Consider the following 17,652-nt stretch of genomic DNA (forward strand, 5'->3'; position numbering starts at 1 on the left):
CAGGTCCGCAGCGGCGAGAAGAGGTCGTTTCAGCCCTCGGCCAGCCGTTTGCCGATGTGTTCGAGCGCCTCCTCTATCTGATCGATCAGGATCAGGCACAGGTCGCCTGGCTGCAATTGGGCAAGGGCGGTATCGATCGCCAGAAACTCGCCATGAACTTCCTGGACTTCGGACGCGCGCGTGGCGTTGAGCAAGCCCTGCTGCAGCAGGGCCAGCACTTCGCCATCGGCGCGTCCGCGCTGGCACTGATCCTGGTAGAGAACGACGCGATCGAAGGCGCCGCCGAGAATCTCGGTCTGGCCGCGGATGTCTTCATCACGCCGGTCGCCAGCGCCGCTGATGACGACGGAGCGGCGACTGTCGGGGGGGGCCGGCAGGTTGTCGATGGCCTCGACCAGGGCCTGGATGGCGTCCGGGTTGTGGCCGTAGTCGGCGACCAGGGTGGCGCCGCGATAGCTGAAGACGTTGAAGCGGCCGGGCGCCGTCTGGGCGTCGTTGACGAAACTGGCCAGAGCGCCGTGTATCGTTTCCCAGGGGACTGCCATAGCCCAGGCGGCGGCAATGGCGGCCATCGCGTTTTCGACCTGGAAGCCGATGGCGCCATGCTGGGTGACCGGAATGTTGGCCAGCGCGATGCGGTGTTCGACGCCGCCTCCCGAGGCGACGATCGACGCGCCGTCGCGGTAGACGACGCGCTTTCTTTGTGCGCGGTGCAGAGCCATCAGCGGATGATTGCGGTCGATAGCGAAGAAGATGACGCTGCCGGGGCAGGCGTCGGCCATCCGCGAAACCACCGGGTCGGCGGCGTTGAGTACGGCGACGCCGGTCTCGGGCCTGACGTTCTGAACGATGACCCGCTTGACCACCGCCAGATCCTCCACCGTACTGATGTAGGAGAGTCCAAGGTGGTCGCCGAGACCGATGTTGGTGACCACGGCAACATCGCAGCGGTCGAAGCCGAGCCCCTCGCGCAGCACGCCGCCGCGAGCGGTCTCCAGAACTGCAGCGTCGACATCGGGGTGGAAGAGGACGTTTCTGGCGCTTTTCGGACCGCTGCAGTCGCCGGTGTCGATGCGTCGCCCCTCGACATAGACGCCGTCGGTGGTGGTCATGCCGACGCGCAGCTCCTGGGCGGCAAGAATGTGGGCGATCAGGCGCACGGTCGTCGTCTTGCCGTTGGTTCCCGACACCGCAATCAGCGGGATACGTGCTTCGTCGCCGTCGGCGAACATGTTGCCGATGATCGCTTCGCCCACCGGTCGCCCCTTGCCGAACGACGGTTGCAGGTGCATGCGCAGCCCTGGCGCGGCGTTGAGCTCGACGATGCCGCCACCCTGTTCCTCGAGCGGCCGCAGGACGCTGTCACAGACGACGTCGACGCCGGCGATGTCGAGGCCGATGGTCCGTGCCGCGGCAACCGCCTGCGCGGCAAACTCGGGATGCACGTCGTCGGTGACGTCCGTCGCCGTACCGCCGGTCGATAGATTGGCGTTATTGCGCAGGACGACGCGCGAACCTCTGGGTGGCACCGACTCCGGAGTCAGCCCGCCGCTCGCCAGGCGTGCCAGGGCGACTTCGTCGAGGCGAATCCGGGTCAGGGAGGTGGCGTGACCTTCGCCACGCCGCGGGTCGTTGTTGACCCGCTCGACGAGCTCGCGGATATCGTGCACGCCGTCGCCGACGACCAGCGGCGGGTCGCGGCGGGCGGCGGCGATCAACTTGTCGCCGACCACCAGGAGGCGGTAGTCGTGGCCCGGGATGTAACGTTCGACGAGGACTTCGTCGCTGACCTGGAAAGCGATTGCGTAGGCCGCCTCGATCTGCTCGCGGCTGACCAGATTGACGGCGACCCCCTTGCCCTGGTTACCATCCTGAGGTTTGACGACCACCGGGGCGTCGATCTCGCAGGCTGCTGCCCAGGCGTCTTCGGCGCTCAATACCGGTCGCCCGGCGGGAACCGGGACGCCGGCCGCGTGCAGCAGGATCTTGCTCAGTTCCTTGTCCTGCGCGATGGCTTCGGCAACGGCGCTGGTGCGATCGGTTTCGGCGGCCTGGATGCGTCTCTGGCGACTGCCCCAGCCGAACTGGACCATGCTCCCTTCCGTCAGCCGGCGATAAGGGATGTTGCGCGCCATCGCCGCATAGACGATGGCTCCGGTACTCGGGCCGAGGCGGACATCCTCGTCGAGTTCGCGCAAGCGGCTGAGCGCGTCGTCGAGGTCGAAAGGCGCATCGTCGACCGCGGTATGGCAGAGGTCCTGGGCAAGTTCGAAAGCCAGGCGGCCTACGACCTCTTCGCTGTATTCGACGATCACCTGATAGGTGCCGGCTTCCAGCGTCCTGGCCGTGCGGCTGAAGGTGACCGGGCAGCCCGCCTGCGCCTGCAGGCCGAGGGCGGCGAACTCCAGCGCCTGGGCCATCGATACCGCTTCATCATGACCCGCCGGGCGCAGCATGGCCAGTTCCGGAAAGCGCGCGCGCAGACGATCCTCGAAGCCGGGCAGGTCGTCGATACTGCGCTCGTCTTCGGCGCAACAGACAATCGCCTCGATCGCCGTGTGCCGGCTCCAGAGGTTGGGGCCGCGCAGAGCGCGGATACGCGATACTTCCATGAACAGTTTCCCTTTCTGCTTCGCTGCGGACGACGGCCAGTTAGGTCCGCGTGGCTGCCGTGTTTCCGGTTCGGCGCGCGCCGATCAAGCTATTGCGCGGCCGGTCTGTGGCTCATTTCTTCACTCCTGGTGGCTGGTCAGTCGATCATCGTCAGGCGACGGTGAAGGTCTCCAGCCCGGTGCGGATCAATTCCGGTCCTATGCCCAGCGCCCACGCCGCGGCGGTGGCGGCGAGAACGTTCTCGATCTCGAAGTCGACGCTGCCACCATCGGTCAGCGGTATTCCCTGCAGGCTGACGATGGGCGTCTCGTCGTTGCCACTGGCGAGGACCACCTGTCCCCCGCGAACGAACACCGCGCGCTTGCCCAGCGCCCGGTGGTTGACGAGCGCCGGCTGCTCGGGGTCTGTGGCAAAGAAAATGACCTCGCCGTCGCACAGGGCGGCCATTTCGACGAGCATGGGATGGCCGGCATTGAGCACCGCGGCGCCGCCGGGCAGAACCAGGTCCACCTGGGTACGCAGGACAGTGAACACCTGCTCGGGTGTTTCGATGTGGTAGCGGCCAACATGGCGGGCGGGGTCTACGTTGGTGATCACGCCGATCAGGCAGCGATCGTAAGCCAGGCCTTCGTCGAGAACGGTGTCGCTGCCATTTTCCAGCACCGCCGCGTCTACGGCCCGGTTCATCAGGATGCGGTTGGCTGCTCCCCAGGTGGCGTTGTCGCCCTTGGCGATGCAACGCCGATCGAGGAACAGGCCGTCGCTGCAGGCCAGCCCGGTATGCTTGCCGGAGAGCGTCAGGAAGCGCGCGACGAGGTTGGCGACGGTGGTCTTGCCAAAGCTGCCGCTGACGCCGATGACCGGGATGCGGCCGTCGTCACCGTTGGGGAATAACTGCTCGACGATGGCGCGACCGACCGGGCGCGGCTCGCCGCTTTCCGGTTTCAGGTGCATGAGCAGCCCGGGGCCGGCGTTAACCTCGACGATCGCGCCGCGCTGCTCGTCGAGCGGCCGGGAAATGTCTTCGCAGACCAGGTCTACGCCGGCGATGTCGAGGCCGACGATGCGCGCGGCGAGTGACGCGGTGGCAGCGGTGTCGGGGTGTACGCTGTCGGTGATGTCGTCGGTGTGGTTGCCACTGCGCACGATCAGTACTTCGCGACCGGCGGGCGGGATCGAATCACCGCTGAAACCCTGGCGCGTGACTTCGAGTCGGGCGACCGGGTTATCGCTGAGCGAGAGTATGTCCAGCGGATACTCCTCTTCGGCGCCGCGGCGGGGGTCGGAGTTGATCTGGCTGTCGATCAGCTGGTCGATGGTCGACTCGCCGTCACCCGTGACTTTGGCCGTCTCGCCGCGGGCGGCGGCGACCAGCTTGCCGCCGATGACCAGCAGGCGGTGCTCCGAGCCGCATACATAGCGTTCGACGATGACACCGCTACCTTCCGTGACGGCGGCAGCATACGCCGCCTCGACTTCTGCGGGGCTCATCAGGTTGGTGAATACGCCACGGGCATGGTTGCCGTCGGAGGGTTTGACGACCACCGGATAGCCAATGTCTTCGGCGGCTTCCCAGGCGTCGTTGGCGCTGTCGACCAGGCGTCCTTCGGGGACCGGTACGCCGCACGACGAGAGCAGGCTCTTGGTCAGGTCCTTGTCGCGCGAGATGCCCTCGGCAATGGCGCTGGTGCGGTCGGTTTCTGCGGTCCAGATACGTCGGCTGCGCGAGCCGTAGCCAAGCTGCACGAGATTGCCGGTGGCGAGCAGGCGAATCGCCGGTATGCGCCGGTCTTTGGCCGTTGCCGCGTCGACGATGCAACTGGTGCTCGGTCCGAGCAGTTTGCGCTCGGCCATGTCGGTCAAGTGCGCGACCGCGGCGGCAACGTCGAAAGGCGTCTCGTGAATGGCGGCCAGCAGCAGCTCGCGGCCGGAATACAGGCAGGCGCGGGTCACCTCGTCGTGCCAGGCGCGAACGACGACCTTGTACACGCCACGGGTGGAGGTTTCTCGGGCTTTGCCGAAACCGCCGGGCATGCCGGCGAGGTTCTGCAATTCGAGGGTGACGTGTTCGAGGATGTGCGCCGGCCAGGTGCCTTCCTGGACGCGGCGCAGGAAGCCTCCGCGCTCACCGTAGCTGCAGCGATGCTCGATCAGCGACGGAAGCAGCCCGGTGAGGCGTTCGTAGAAGCCGGGGATGGTGTTCGACGGGAAGTCCTCAAGTTCGCCGATATCGACGACCGCCTCGATGACCGGGCGGTAGGTCCAGATGTTCGGGCCGCGCAGGTAGCGGATCTCGAGGAACTTGATGTCTTTGTTTTTCATGGGGTCATTCCAGGCACGGACGGGTGGGCGCGCCTTGGCGCAAGAGGGGCTGCGGGTGATCCGCTCGGAGGCCCGAGCGAGCTTATCGTGGCTATAACGCGGCAGCTGCGAATCGGCTGACCGGGCTCAGGGTCGGATGCGGCAGTTGCCGTTGCCAGGTTCACAGGAAGCGGTCCAGAAATCGCCGGCTCGGTGCATCGAGCGCGTAGCGGTCGCGGATCAGGAAGTGAATGCCGTGGCTGTCGGCGATCAGCAGGGCCGGCGAGTCGAGGCGGCGAATGTCTTCCTCGCCCTTGAGGACGAAAGTGGTCGTGCCGCGATCGGTCTCCACCTGCCAGGTACTTGGCGTGGCAAAACTCGAGACGCTGATCAGGCGCCTGATCTCGGGGATGAATTCACGACCGCTCAGCTCGCTTTCGACCAGCGCACGCATTTCGTCCGGCAGCTCGCTGAGCTGCTCGATCCACGCCAGTTCACGGCCATGCGGGTCGACCAGGCCGATGCCGTCGTCAGGAGCGCTGATCGGGAAGGCGCGCACAGGCACCACTCCGGCGTGCGTCTCGCCGCCGGCAGTGGTCAGCTCGAGTCGTCCGAAGGCGTTGCGTTGCAAGCGATAGTCGGGCGCGGTGATCACAGGCGTTCTCCGTCGGCGGCGCGTGCGAGTTCGACGCTGCTCAAGCTGTCTTCATTGTCGACGTTGCGCGCCTGCGCCAGGTAGAGGCGGTAGTAGTGGCCCTCGCAAGCCATCAACTGGTCATGGCTGCCGACCTCGACGACGCTGCCACGGTCGAGAACGACCAGGCGATCGGCGTCGCGCAGGGTGGAGAGGCGGTGCGCGATGGCAATCGTGGTCCGCCCGCGAACCAGATTGTCGAGGGCTTTCTGGATCTCCTTCTCGGTGGTCGTATCGACCGACGAGGTCGCTTCGTCGAGAATCAGGATGGGCGGGTCGATGAGCAGCGCGCGGGCGATCGAGATGCGCTGTCGTTCGCCGCCCGAGAGTGCCTGGCCGCGTTCGCCGACCAGCGAATCGTAGCCGTGCGGCAGGCGCAGAATGAATTCGTGCGCGTGCGCGGCGCGGGCGGCGGCGACGATTTCGGCGCGTGTCGCCGCGGGCTTTCCGTAGGCGATGTTTTCGGCAATGGTGCCGAAAAAGAGGAACGGCTCCTGCAGCACCAGGCCGATGTGCTGGCGGTACTCGGCCACCGGCAGCGAGCGGATGTCCACGCCATCGATCAGAATGGCGCCCTCGCTGACGTCATAGAAGCGGCAGATCAGGTTGACCAGCGTGCTCTTTCCGGAGCCGCTGTGGCCAACCAGGCCGACCATCTCGCCGGGGGCAATGTCGATGCTGATGTCGCGGGTGACGCTGCGCGTTCCGTAGCGGAAGCCGACGCCGCGCAGTTCGATACGCCCGGTGACTTTCGCCAGGTGCACCGGCGTTGACGGCTCGGGAACGCTGGACACGTGGTCGAGGATATCGAAGATGCGCTTGGCGCCCGCGGCGGCCTTCTGGGTGACCGAAACGATGCGGCTCATCGAGTCCAGGCGCAGGTAGAAGCGGCTGATGTAGGCAAGAAATGCGGTCAGCACGCCGACCGTGATGTGGTCGCTGGCAATCTGCCAGATGCCGAAAGCCCAGACGATGAGCAGGCCTATTTCGGTGAGCAGGGTGACGCTTGGCGAAAACAGCGACCAGACCTTGTTGACCCGGTCGTTCACTTCGAGATTGTGCGCGTTGGCGGTGCGGAAACGGCTGGTCTCGCGCGCTTCCTGGGCGAAGGCCTTGACGACGCGAATACCGGGAATGGTGTCGGCGAGGACGTTGGTCACTTCCGCCCACACGCGGTCCACGCGCTCAAAGCCGGTGCGCAGTCTCTCGCGCACGACGTGGATCAGCCAGGCGATGATCGGCAGCGGCAGGAGGGTCACCAGTGCCAGTCTGACGTCGATCGACATGAGGATGGCGGTGGTCATCACGATCATCAGTACGTCGGTGGCGAAATCGAGCAGGTGCAACGACAGAAAGATGTTGATGCGATCGGTCTCCGAGCCGATGCGGGCCATCAGGTCGCCGGTTCGCTTGCCGCCGAAGTACTCCTGCGAAAGCGTCAACAGGTGTTCGTAGGTGGCGGTGCGCAGGTCGGCTCCGATGCGCTCGGAGACCAGCGCCAGGATGTAGGTGCGTGCCCAGCCGAGGATCCAGGCGACCAGGGCAGCGCCGAGCAGGCCGGAGAGATAGAGCGCGACCAGTGCCGGATCGATCGCCTGACCGTTCTGGTAGGGGATCAGGACCTTGTCCATCAGCGGCATGGTCAGGTAGGGGGGCACCAGGGTGGCCGCGGTGCTCAGCAGCGAGAGCGTGAACCCGGCGAGAAGCTGCCCGCGGTAGGGTCTCGCGAAGCGGCCAAGGCGGAGCAGGGTCCAGGTCGAAGGCGGTTGGTGAATTTCCTTGCTGCATACCGGACACTGCTCGTCGCCGGCGAGGAGTGGCGTTTCGCAGCTTGGGCACACGCCTGGTGCTGCCGGTGCTGGCAGCCTGCCAGTGAGGTGGAAATTCAACTGCCGCGTGAAGTGGTCGATCAGCCGTCCGGCGGCGACGTCCGTGCCGAGCGTGTAGCGCCAGTGCGCCAGGCGCTCATCGGTGGCACACAGTTCGAGCGTGCCGACCCCGGCGTGGTCGCTGCGCGTCAGGGTGAGGCCTGGCTGGTACGGCCAGCTGTGCACACTCTCGTCGCCAGACCCCATGGCCATCAGGCGGGCGTTGCTGACGACTACGATGCCGGCAGAAAAGCGCAGGCTTGCGTCGAGGTCGATCTCCAGCCAGGCCAGTACCTCCTCGTCAGCGGCCAATTGGGGTTGCACGCGTTCTGTCCATGCGGCGGGCAGCGGCGGTGCGGAAACCTTGGCGAGGGCGGCGCTCTGGGCGGTGGATGCGTGGTTGGCTGCGGTCATCGAGGAGGGTTTTTCAAGCAAGGCTGCCGGAGGTGTTTTCGTTGCAGGCGGCAAGTATACTCGCCTTCAGAGTGCTGCCGGCGATGCCCGCCAGCGGGGTCGTGCCGCAGCGATCAGATCGTCAAGCGATCGCCCTGGTAGCGGCGCGCGACTTGCAAGCGGGCGATGGTGGGCAGGAGATTCAGTCCGCTGGCTGCCCGGCACTGATCGGCACGGCGGATCAGTTCGTCGAAGCTGCTGTCGACCGGGTCACCGGCTGCCGCAAAGGCGATAGTATTGCCGCTGTCGCAGGACGGAAAGACGAGCGCGCGACCGTCAAATGCGTCGCTGATGCGCTGGCTGCTTGCCTGGAAGCCGCGTTCGCGGCCGAGCAGATTGACGGCCAGTAGCCCGCTATCGCTCAGGCGCGAGCGACAGGCCTGGTAGAAAGGGAGCGTGTCGAGTACGCCGGCGCGGGCCTTCTTGTCAAAGCCGTCGACCAGGATGTAGTCGTAGCGGCTGTCGCCGGCAAGCATGTGCGCCGCGCCGTCACCGATCAGCACGCGCAGGCGCAGGGGATCGTCGGGGAGTCCGAAGTGCAGCCGGGCGACGACTTCGACCTGCGGATCGATTTCAACGACGGTGATCTTGGTTGCCGGCAGCTGATGGTAGATGAATTTGGCCAGCGATCCGGGGCCCAGCCCGATCAGCAATGCCTCGCGCGGCCATGGCGGCTCGCGGAGGAGCAGTCCGGCCATCATCTCGCGCGTGTAGGGCAACTCGAGCGCGTTCGGACGCTGGATGCGCATCGCCCCCTGCACCCAGTCCGACGAGAAGTGGAGGTAGCGGACGCCGGCTCTTTCGCTGACGTCGATCAGGTTATGCGCCATTCGATCTCTTGGCCGTCGTCGTTGTCTGGGAGGTTGCCTGGCGAGCGCCGGCGGCACGCGGCGAACGCGCGCCAGGAACGCGCCTTTGCTCGGGTCCAAGGGCGGGCGCGCCGGTCTTGTCGACCGTCGGTGCCGGATGTCGGGGAGATCATGGTGGTTTCTTCTTGCTGGCGCGTTTCGCGGGTCGGGATCATGCCGGCCGGGGCTACCCGGTGCTTGCCCGGATCGTCTGGCCGGTCGACGCTCGCGCCGCGTGGCGGCCGCTGATGTCGTCAAGACGGCGATCGTCAATTGACCGGCGCCGCCCAAAATCGGTATACTACCAAAGTTTTTCTGGCCTTGGCGCGGCTGTGCGACGGGTGGACTAAGAGGTTATATGGAATATCTTTTTTCTGTGGTTCTGGCAGTGCACATCCTGGCGGCGGTGAGCGTGATCGGGCTCGTCCTGGTGCAGCACGGCAAGGGCGCCGACATGGGCGCCGCTTTCGGTAGTGGCTCATCGGGCAGCCTTTTCGGCGCGACGGGTTCCGCCAATTTCCTCAGTCGCGCGACGGCGGTGCTGGCCACCGTCTTCTTTGTGACGAGTTTGTCGCTGGCCTATCTGGCGTCGAGTGCGCCAAAAACGACTGGCAGTGTGATGGAGGATGCGGTAAGATCTGCGCCAGTTCCAGCGCCGCCGTCGGGTGGTGTTGAGCAGGGTAAAGTCCCTGCGAATCCTGATTCGAAGGCGAAGGATATTCCCCGGTAATCTGGTTTGAAAGCGGCTCCGAGAAAGGCTTTGTTCCTCGATTTTCTCGCCTGCCGAGTGTGGTAATGCCGACGTGGTGAAATTGGTATACACGCTATCTTGAGGGGGTAGTGACTTCGGTCGTATGAGTTCGAGTCTCATCGTCGGCACCAGGAATGGCCATTCAAAGTGGGTGGCTGTAAGTCTGAATCGAAGCACCTGTGGGGCGGATCATGCTGGAAGGCTATTTCCCGGTACTTGTCTTCATATTGATTGGTGTTGCGTTCGGCGTGGCGCCGGTCGTCACCGGTCTGCTCGTCGCCCCGCACCGTCCCGACAGCGAAAAGCTCTCCCCGTACGAGTGCGGCTTCGAGGCTTTTGAAGATGCGCGCATGAAGTTCGATGTGCGCTACTACCTGATCGCCATCATCTTCATCCTTTTTGACCTCGAGGTTGCTTTCCTTCTGCCGTGGGCGACGATCTTCAAGGAGATCGTCGAGACCGATTCGGTGAAGTGGTTCGGCTTCATCGAGATGCTGGTTTTCATCGCCATTCTGGTCGTTGGCTATATCTATGCCTGGGCCAAGGGCGCTCTGGACTGGGAGTGAGCGATGGGAATTGACGGCATTCTGCAGGAAGGCTTTGTCACTACGACGGCCGACCAGCTGATCAACTATGTGCGTACGGGTTCGATGTGGCCAATGAGCTTCGGGCTTGCCTGTTGCGCCATCGAGATGATTCATGCCGGCTGCTCGCGTTACGATCTGGATCGTTTCGGCATCGTCTTCCGCCCCAGTCCGCGCCAGTCCGACGTGATGGTGGTTGCCGGCACTCTGACCAACAAGATGGCGCCGGCCATGCGCAAGGTTTACGATCAGATGGCGGAGCCGCGCTGGGTGGTGTCGATGGGTTCCTGTGCCAATGGCGGTGGCTACTATCATTACGCGTATTCGGTGGTGCGCGGATGCGACCGCATCGTCCCCGTCGATATCTACGTTCCGGGCTGTCCGCCGACGGCCGAGGCGCTGATCTATGGTCTGATCCAGTTGCAGAACAAGATTCGTCGGACCAGTACCATCGCCCGCTGAAAACAATCAATTGAGAGTGTGAGTCATGTCCGCCAAGCTGGAAGCCCTTAGCCAGAACCTGCAGCAGTGTCTCGGTGATCGAGTGAAGTCCCTGAAGCTGGCGTTCGGCGAGGTGACTCTTGAGGTGGAAGCTGCCGATTACTTTTCCGTCATGCAGGCGCTTCGCGACGAGCCTGACCTGGCCTTTGAAGAGCTGATTGATTTGTGCGGCGTCGACTATTCGGCGTATGGCAACGAGGCGCGCGAAGGTCTGCGTTTCGCGGCCGTCAGTCACCTGTTGTCGATCAGCAAGAACTGGCGTCTGCGCGTGCGCTGCTTTGCGCCTGACGACGACTTCCCGTCCCTGCCTTCGGTGACTTCCATCTGGAACAGCGTGAACTGGTTCGAGCGCGAAGCGTTCGATCTCTTCGGCATTGTTTTCCCGGGTCATGACGACCTGCGCCGGATTCTTACCGACTACGGTTTCATCGGGCATCCGTTCCGCAAGGACTTTCCGATTTCCGGCTACGTCGAAATGCGCTACGACCCCGAGCAGCAGCGCGTGATCTATCAACCGGTGACCATCGAGCCGCGCGAGATTACCCCGCGCATCGTTCGCGAAGCGACCTACGGGAACGCCGAAAATGCCTGAACTGCGCAACTTTACCTTGAACTTCGGGCCGCAGCACCCGGCTGCGCATGGCGTGCTGCGAATGGTTCTGGAACTTGACGGCGAAGTCGTGATGCGTGCCGATCCGCATATCGGTCTGCTCCATCGGGCGACAGAGAAGCTCGCAGAAACAAAGACCTGGATTCAGTCGGTGCCCTATATGGACCGCCTCGACTACATGTCGATGATGTGCAACGAACACGCCTACTGCATGGCCATCGAGCGTCTTCTGCAGGTCGAGGTGCCGATCCGTGCGCAGTACATCCGGGTGATGTTCGACGAAATCACGCGCATCCTGAATCACCTCCTGTGGATCGGCTGTCACGGCCTGGACGTCGGCGCGATGACCATGGTGCTCTACGCCTTCCGTGAACGCGAAGACCTGGTCGATGCCTACGAGGCGGTCTCCGGTGCGCGCATGCACGCGGCCTACTATCGGCCGGGCGGCGTCTACCGTGACCTGCCTGATCGCATGGCGCAGTACCAGGAGTCGAAGTGGAAGAGCTCCGCCCAGATCAAGCCGTTCAACGAGGCGCGCAGTGGTTCCCTGCTTGATTTCCTCGACGATTTTGCCAGCCGCTTTCCGAAGCTGCTCGACGAGTACGAGACGCTGCTCACCGACAACCGGATCTGGAAGCAGCGCCTGGTCGACGTGGCCATCGTCACGCCCGAGCGCGCCCTGCAGCGCGGCTTCACCGGTCCGATGCTGCGCGGTTCTGGCATCGCCTGGGATTTGCGCAAGAAGCAGCCCTATGAGGTCTATGACCGGGTCGACTTCGACATCCCGGTTGGCAAGACTGGCGACTCCTACGATCGCTACCTGGTGCGCATGGAAGAGATGCGCCAGTCGAATCGCATCCTCAAGCAGTGTATCGACTGGTTGCGGCAGAACCCGGGCCCGGTGATGTCCGACAACCATAAGGTTGCGCCACCGGATCGCGAAGCCATGAAGTCCAACATGGAAGAGCTGATTCACCACTTCAAGCTGTGTACGGAAGGCATGCACGTGCCCGAAGGCGAGGCCTACTCGGCGGTCGAGCATCCCAAGGGAGAGTTCGGCATCTACATTATTTCTGACGGGGCGAACAAGCCATACCGCTTGAAGATACGTGCTCCGGGCTATGTGCATCTTTCGGCAATGGACGAAATGGCGCGTGGCCACATGCTGGCCGATGTGGTGACCATCATTGGTTCGCAGGACGTTGTTTTTGGCGAGATTGACCGTTGATGCTGACCTCAGAATCCCTCAAGAAGATCGACCGCGAAATCGCCAAGTATCCGGCGGACCAGAAGCAGTCGGCAGTAATGGCCGCTCTGGCGATTGCCCAGGAAGAGAAGGGGTGGTTGTCCAGTGAAGCGATCGAGTGCGTCGCCAACTACCTCGGCATGGCCCCGGTGGCCGCCTACGAGGTGGCGACCTTCTACAACATGTACGACTTGAAACCGGTCGGCAAGTACAAGGTCTCGGTGTGCACCAATCTGCCGTGCATGCTCTCCGGTGGTGTCGATGCCGGAGAGTACCTCAAGAGCAAGCTTGGTATCGGCTATAACGAAACGACGCCGGACGGCCTGATCACCCTCAAGGAAGGCGAGTGCATGGGCGCTTGCGGCGATGCGCCGGTGATGATCGTCAACAATCGTCGGATGTGCAGCTGGATGAATCCCGAGCAAATCGACCAACTGCTGGCGGAGCTGAAGTAATGGCGATTCTCGGTGCAATCAACCCGATGTTGAGCCTTGATCTGGACGGTGACAATGCCTGGCGGCTTACCGACTACGTCAAGCGCGGCGGTTACTCTGCCTTGCGGCGGATTCTCGAAGAGAAGCAGACGCAGGAATTCGTCATCAACGAGGTCAAGAAATCGGTTTTGCGCGGGCGTGGCGGCGCTGGCTTTCCGACCGGTCTCAAGTGGAGTTTCATGCCCCGCTCGTTTCCCGGCGACAAGTACGTGGTCTGCAATTCCGACGAAGGTGAGCCGGGTACTTTCAAGGATCGCGACATCCTGCGCTATAACCCGCATTCGGTGATCGAAGGGATGGCCATCGCCGCCTACGCGATGGGCGCGGCGCGCGGTTACAACTACATCCACGGCGAGGTGTGGGAGATTTACGAGCGCTTCGAAGAGGCGCTCGACGAGGCGCGGGCGGCCGGCTTCCTGGGCCGTAATCTCTTGGCTTCGGGCTTCGACTTCGACCTCTTTGCCCATCACGGCTACGGTGCCTACATCTGTGGCGAGGAAACCGCGCTGCTCGAGTCGATCGAGGGGAAAAAGGGTCAGCCCCGCTTCAAGCCGCCTTTTCCCGCGTCCTTCGGACTGTACGGCAAGCCGACCACCATCAATAACACCGAGACCTTTGCCTCGATCCCGTACATCATCAACCTGGGTGGCGAGACCTACCTGGAGGCGGGCAAGGCGAACAACGGAGGAACCAAGCTGTTCTCGATTTCGGGTCACGTCAACCGGCCCGGCAATTACGAGATCCCGCTCGGAACGCCATTCGCCACGTTGCTCGAGATGGCGGGTGGAATGCGCGGCGGTCGCCAGCTGAAGGCGTGCATTCCAGGCGGCTCCTCGTCTCCGGTAGTGCCTGCAGCGGTGATGATGGAGTGCACGATGGATTACGACTCGATCAGCAAGGCCGGCTCCATGCTCGGTTCGGGAGCGGTCATCGTAATGGACGAAACGACCTGCATGGTGAAAGCGCTGGAGCGCCTTTCCTTCTTCTACTACGAAGAATCCTGCGGGCAGTGCACCCCTTGCCGTGAAGGAACCAACTGGCTGTACAGGGTAGTGCACCGCATCGAGACCGGGCGCGGGCGCGCCGACGACCTCGACCTGCTGTCCAGCGTCACCACCAACATCATGGGTCGCACCATCTGCGCGCTTGGCGACGCCGCGTCCATGCCGGTACAGAGCTTCATCAAGCATTTTCACGACGAGTTCGCGTACCACATCGAACACAAGAAGTGCCTCGTGCCCGTTGACGTCCAGCGCGCCGGCAGCGGCTTCTTCACGGCAACGGTTTAAGGTCCCAGACGATGGAAATCGAAATCGACGGCAAGGTCGCGCAGGTGCCGGATGGCAGCACCATCATGGACGCCGCACAGCAGCTTGGCGCCTATATCCCGCATTTCTGCTATCACAAGAAGCTGTCGATCGCGGCGAACTGCCGGATGTGCTTGGTCCAGGTCGAGAAAGCCCCGAAGCCCTTGCCGGCCTGCGCAACGCCGGTGACCAACGGCATGAAGGTGTTCACCCATTCCGAGCTGGCGGTGACGGCCCAGAAGGGCGTGATGGAGTTCCTCCTGATCAACCACCCGCTCGATTGCCCTATCTGCGATCAGGGTGGCGAGTGCCAGCTGCAGGATCTGGCAGTCGGTTACGGCGGCAGTGCGTCACGTTTTCAGGAAGGCAAGCGGGTCGTTTTCCACAAGGATGTCGGCCCACTGATTTCGATGCAGGAAATGGCGCGCTGCATCCACTGTACGCGCTGCGTTCGTTTCGGGCAGGAAATCGCCGGGGTCATGGAACTCGGCATGGCCAACCGCAACATGCACGCCGAGATCATGACCTTCGTCGGGCGCTCGATCGATTCCGAGCTGTCCGGCAACATGATCGACCTTTGTCCGGTCGGTGCGCTGACCTCGAAACCGTTCCGCTATTCCGCACGCAGTTGGGAGTTATCACGGCGCAAGTCGGTCAGTCCGCACGATAGTATCGGTGCCAACCTCGCGCTGCAGATCAAGAACAACGTCGTCATGCGCGTCCTGCCGCGTGAGAACGAAGAGGTCAATGAGTGCTGGATCTCGGACAAGGAACGCTTCTCCTACGAGGCGCTCAATTCGCCGGCACGGCTGACTCGGCCGATGATTCGTGTCGATGGCGCGCTGCGCGAAGTCGAGTGGAACGTCGCCCTGGACTATGTGGCGCACGCGCTCAAGGATATTGCCGCCAGTCATGGCGGCGAGTCCCTGGCCGCGCTGGCATCGCCGCATGCCACTCTTGAAGAGCTCTATCTGCTGCAGAAGTTGATTCGCGGCCTGGGCTCCGGGAGCGTCGATTTCCGGCCTCGGCGGCGCGACTTCAGCGCCGACGGCAAGCTTGGCGGAACCCCCTGGCTGGGTCTTCGGCTTGCCGAGATCAAGGACCTGGACGCGGCCCTGGTGATCGGCAGCTTCCTGCGCAAGGACCACCCGCTGTTCGCACAGCGTTTGCGTCAGCTGGGCAAGAAATGGGGCAAGGTGAGCCTGCTGTCGGTCAGTGCCGACGATCCCTTGATCAAGTTGCACACGCAGCTGACGGTGAGTCCTGCCGACCTGCCTGCGGCCCTGGCCAAGATCGTCAAGGCGGCCGCACAATTGAAGAGCGAGGCGGTGCCCGAGGGCCTTGAGTCCGTCGCCCCCTGCGCCAGCAGCCAGGCCATCGCCAGCAGCCTGATCGAAGGCGAGAAGGGCGCGATCTTCCTCGGCAACGTCGCTGAACAGCATCCGCAGGCGGCGCAGCTGCATGCTCTGGCCAACGAACTGTCGCGGCTTACCGGCGCCAGTTGCGGATTTATCGGCGAAGCTGCCAACAGTGTTGGCGGCTACATTGCCAAGGCCCTGCCGACGGCGCTGAATGCCCACCAAATGTTCGCCCAGCCGCGCCAGGCCTATCTCCTGCACGGGGTCGAGCCAGAGCTCGACTGCCACGATCCGCAACAGGCGTTGGCGGCGCTGAAACAGGCTGCCCTGGTGGTCATGCTGACGCCCTTCGCCGACGGCGCCGCGGCAGAGTACGCCGACGTCTTGCTGCCCATCGCCCCGTTTACCGAAACCTCGGGAACGTTCGTCAACTGCGAAGGCCGCGTGCAGAGTTTTAACGGCGTTGTCCGTCCTCTCGGTGACGCCCGCCCCGGCTGGAAGGTCCTGCGCGTTCTCGGAACTTTGCTGGCGGTGCCCGGCTTCGACTATGACTCAAGCGAACAGGTGCGTGACGAAATCGTCCCCGCGGGTAAAGACTTTGTCGACGGCCTGAGCACCCAGGTCAGTGCCGTTCCCTGCGTTTCCTGGTCGCTGACCAGTACCCCCGGAGGTCTGCAACGAGTCGCCGAAGTGCCGATCTATTCCGCCGATCCGCTCGCTCGTCGTGCTGCAGCACTTCAGAAGACCCGCGACGCGCTGGCTCCAAGCGCTCGCATGTGCGTCGAGACGCTGCAGGCGCTGGCGGTCAGCGACGGTGCCTCGGTACGTGTCCGGCAGGGGAGCGGCGAGGCCGTACTGATGGCCAAGGCCGATGCAACGGTGCCGGCGGGCTGTGTTCGGGTGGCCGCGGCGCATGTTTCGACTGCTGCGCTGGGTGAGATGTTCGGCGCGATCAACGTGGAGCGTGCATGATGGTTGATGCGCTGCAGGTGTTTCTGCAAGGTCTGTTCGGATCGGTTTTCCCATTGGTCTGGGTGCTGCTCAAGATCGTTCTGATCATTGCGCCACTGCTGCTCTGCGTGGCTTACCTGACCTTTTGGGAAAGAAAAGTGATTGGCTGGATGCAGGTCCGCATCGGACCCAACCGGGTCGGTCCGTGGGGACTTATCCAGCCGATTGCCGACGGCGTCAAGCTTCTGCTCAAGGAAGTTCTCATCCCGACCGGTTCGGACAAGAGCGTCTTTCTGATTGCGCCGATGTTCGCCTTTGCGCCGGCGCTGGCTGCCTGGGCAGTGGTGCCGTTCAACGACACGCTGGTGCTGGCCAATGTCAACGCCAGCCTGCTGTACATCATGTCGGTCACCTCGATCGGCGTCTACGGGATCATCCTGGCCGGCTGGGCGTCCAATTCCAAGTACGCTTTCCTCGGCGGTATGCGCTCGGCTGCGCAGATGATCTCGTACGAAATTTCGATGGGCCTGGCGCTGGTCGTCGTGCTGATGGTTTCCAATAGCCTCAACCTCGGCGATATCGTGCACAGTCAGGGCAAGGGCATCTTTGCCGACTACGGCCTTGGCTTCCTGTCGTGGAACTGGTTGCCGCTGCTGCCGATGTTTGCCGTCTATCTGGTGTCTATCGTCGCCGAAACCAACCGTGCGCCGTTCGATATGGCCGAAGGTGAGTCGGAGATCGTCGGTTTCCACTGCGAGTACTCGGGAATGGCGTTTGCGGTCTTCTTCCTGGCCGAATACGCGAACATGATTCTGGTCTCGACACTCACCTCGCTGCTGTTTCTCGGCGGCTGGTTGTCGCCGGTCGGCTTCCTGCCCGACGGTCTCCTGTGGCTGTTCGTCAAGATCGCCGCGGTCTTGTTTTTCTTCCTCTGGATTCGCGCCACCTTCCCCCGCTATCGCTACGACCAGATCATGCGTCTGGGCTGGAAGGTGTTCATCCCGCTGTGCCTGATCTGGTTGGTGGTGGTCGGCTGCTGGATGATGTCGCCGTTGAACATCTGGAAGTGAGAG

The 17,652-nt window shown here is 63.4% G+C and carries 13 protein-coding genes, 1 tRNA gene and 1 pseudogene; 10 read left to right on the forward strand and 5 right to left on the reverse strand.

What is annotated here, in order from left to right:
- Positions 1–29: 29 nt before the first annotated feature.
- From cphA (QZ613_RS01860) to QZ613_RS01880, 5 genes and pseudogenes are all read right to left on the reverse strand, one after another.
- Positions 30–2,612: a cyanophycin synthetase gene (gene cphA, locus QZ613_RS01860; RefSeq protein ID WP_043564154.1), complete on the reverse strand. Its 2,583-nt coding sequence runs from the start codon at positions 2,610–2,612 to the stop codon at positions 30–32.
- A 157-nt stretch (positions 2,613–2,769) separates the two neighbouring features.
- A pseudogene (gene cphA / locus QZ613_RS01865) lies at positions 2,770–4,935 on the reverse strand (cyanophycin synthetase); the annotation flags it as partial.
- A gap of 160 nt (positions 4,936–5,095) precedes the next feature.
- Complete coding sequence (locus tag QZ613_RS01870) at positions 5,096–5,566, reverse strand: DUF1854 domain-containing protein (protein ID WP_291866813.1); 471 nt, start codon at positions 5,564–5,566, stop codon at positions 5,096–5,098.
- On the reverse strand, positions 5,566–7,890 hold the full coding sequence (locus QZ613_RS01875) for an ABC transporter ATP-binding protein (RefSeq protein ID WP_291866742.1): 2,325 nt from the start codon (positions 7,888–7,890) through the stop codon (positions 5,566–5,568). Before QZ613_RS01875 ends, QZ613_RS01870 begins: the two co-directional genes overlap by 1 nt.
- A gap of 113 nt (positions 7,891–8,003) precedes the next feature.
- The gene (locus tag QZ613_RS01880; protein ID WP_043564150.1) at positions 8,004–8,759 is read right to left on the reverse strand and encodes a fused MFS/spermidine synthase; all 756 of its coding nucleotides are present in this window, start codon (positions 8,757–8,759) and stop codon (positions 8,004–8,006) included.
- 376 nt (positions 8,760–9,135) lie between these two features.
- On the opposite strand from QZ613_RS01880, the gene secG reads away from it, so the two are divergent.
- From secG to nuoH, 10 genes are all read left to right on the forward strand, one after another.
- Positions 9,136–9,507, forward strand: coding sequence for a preprotein translocase subunit SecG (gene secG, locus QZ613_RS01885; RefSeq protein WP_043564148.1), 372 nt, complete (start codon positions 9,136–9,138; stop codon positions 9,505–9,507).
- Between the two features lie 67 nt (positions 9,508–9,574).
- A tRNA-Leu gene (locus tag QZ613_RS01890) sits at positions 9,575–9,659 on the forward strand.
- Between the two features lie 60 nt (positions 9,660–9,719).
- A complete protein-coding gene (locus QZ613_RS01895) occupies positions 9,720–10,094 on the forward strand; it encodes an NADH-quinone oxidoreductase subunit A (protein ID WP_043564201.1) in 375 nt (124 codons plus the stop codon).
- Positions 10,095–10,097: 3 nt separating this feature from the next.
- Positions 10,098–10,574: an NADH-quinone oxidoreductase subunit B gene (locus tag QZ613_RS01900; RefSeq protein WP_043564146.1), complete on the forward strand. Its 477-nt coding sequence runs from the start codon at positions 10,098–10,100 to the stop codon at positions 10,572–10,574.
- Between the two features lie 25 nt (positions 10,575–10,599).
- Positions 10,600–11,205 carry an NADH-quinone oxidoreductase subunit C gene (locus tag QZ613_RS01905; RefSeq protein ID WP_291981334.1) on the forward strand — a complete coding sequence of 202 codons (606 nt, stop codon included), beginning with the start codon at positions 10,600–10,602 and terminating at the stop codon, positions 11,203–11,205.
- A complete protein-coding gene (locus tag QZ613_RS01910) occupies positions 11,198–12,451 on the forward strand; it encodes an NADH-quinone oxidoreductase subunit D (RefSeq protein ID WP_043564142.1) in 1,254 nt (417 codons plus the stop codon). The genes QZ613_RS01905 and QZ613_RS01910 overlap by 8 nt, the downstream gene beginning before the upstream one ends.
- Positions 12,451–12,924, forward strand: a complete 474-nt coding sequence (gene nuoE / locus QZ613_RS01915) for an NADH-quinone oxidoreductase subunit NuoE (protein ID WP_043564141.1) — start codon at positions 12,451–12,453, stop codon at positions 12,922–12,924. Before QZ613_RS01910 ends, nuoE begins: the two co-directional genes overlap by 1 nt.
- Positions 12,924–14,252, forward strand: a complete 1,329-nt coding sequence (gene nuoF, locus QZ613_RS01920; RefSeq protein WP_291981337.1) for an NADH-quinone oxidoreductase subunit NuoF — start codon at positions 12,924–12,926, stop codon at positions 14,250–14,252. Before nuoE ends, nuoF begins: the two co-directional genes overlap by 1 nt.
- Before the next feature lie 11 nt (positions 14,253–14,263).
- A complete protein-coding gene (nuoG, locus tag QZ613_RS01925) occupies positions 14,264–16,600 on the forward strand; it encodes an NADH-quinone oxidoreductase subunit NuoG (protein ID WP_043564138.1) in 2,337 nt (778 codons plus the stop codon).
- Positions 16,597–17,649 (forward strand): NADH-quinone oxidoreductase subunit NuoH, encoded by a 1,053-nt coding sequence (nuoH, locus tag QZ613_RS01930; RefSeq protein WP_291866759.1) that lies wholly within the window; start codon positions 16,597–16,599, stop codon positions 17,647–17,649. Before nuoG ends, nuoH begins: the two co-directional genes overlap by 4 nt.
- Positions 17,650–17,652 lie beyond the last annotated feature (3 nt).

The sequence above is a fragment of the Candidatus Accumulibacter sp. ACC005 genome (genome assembly GCF_907163215.1).
Lineage (GTDB): Bacteria > Pseudomonadota > Gammaproteobacteria > Burkholderiales > Rhodocyclaceae > Accumulibacter > Accumulibacter regalis.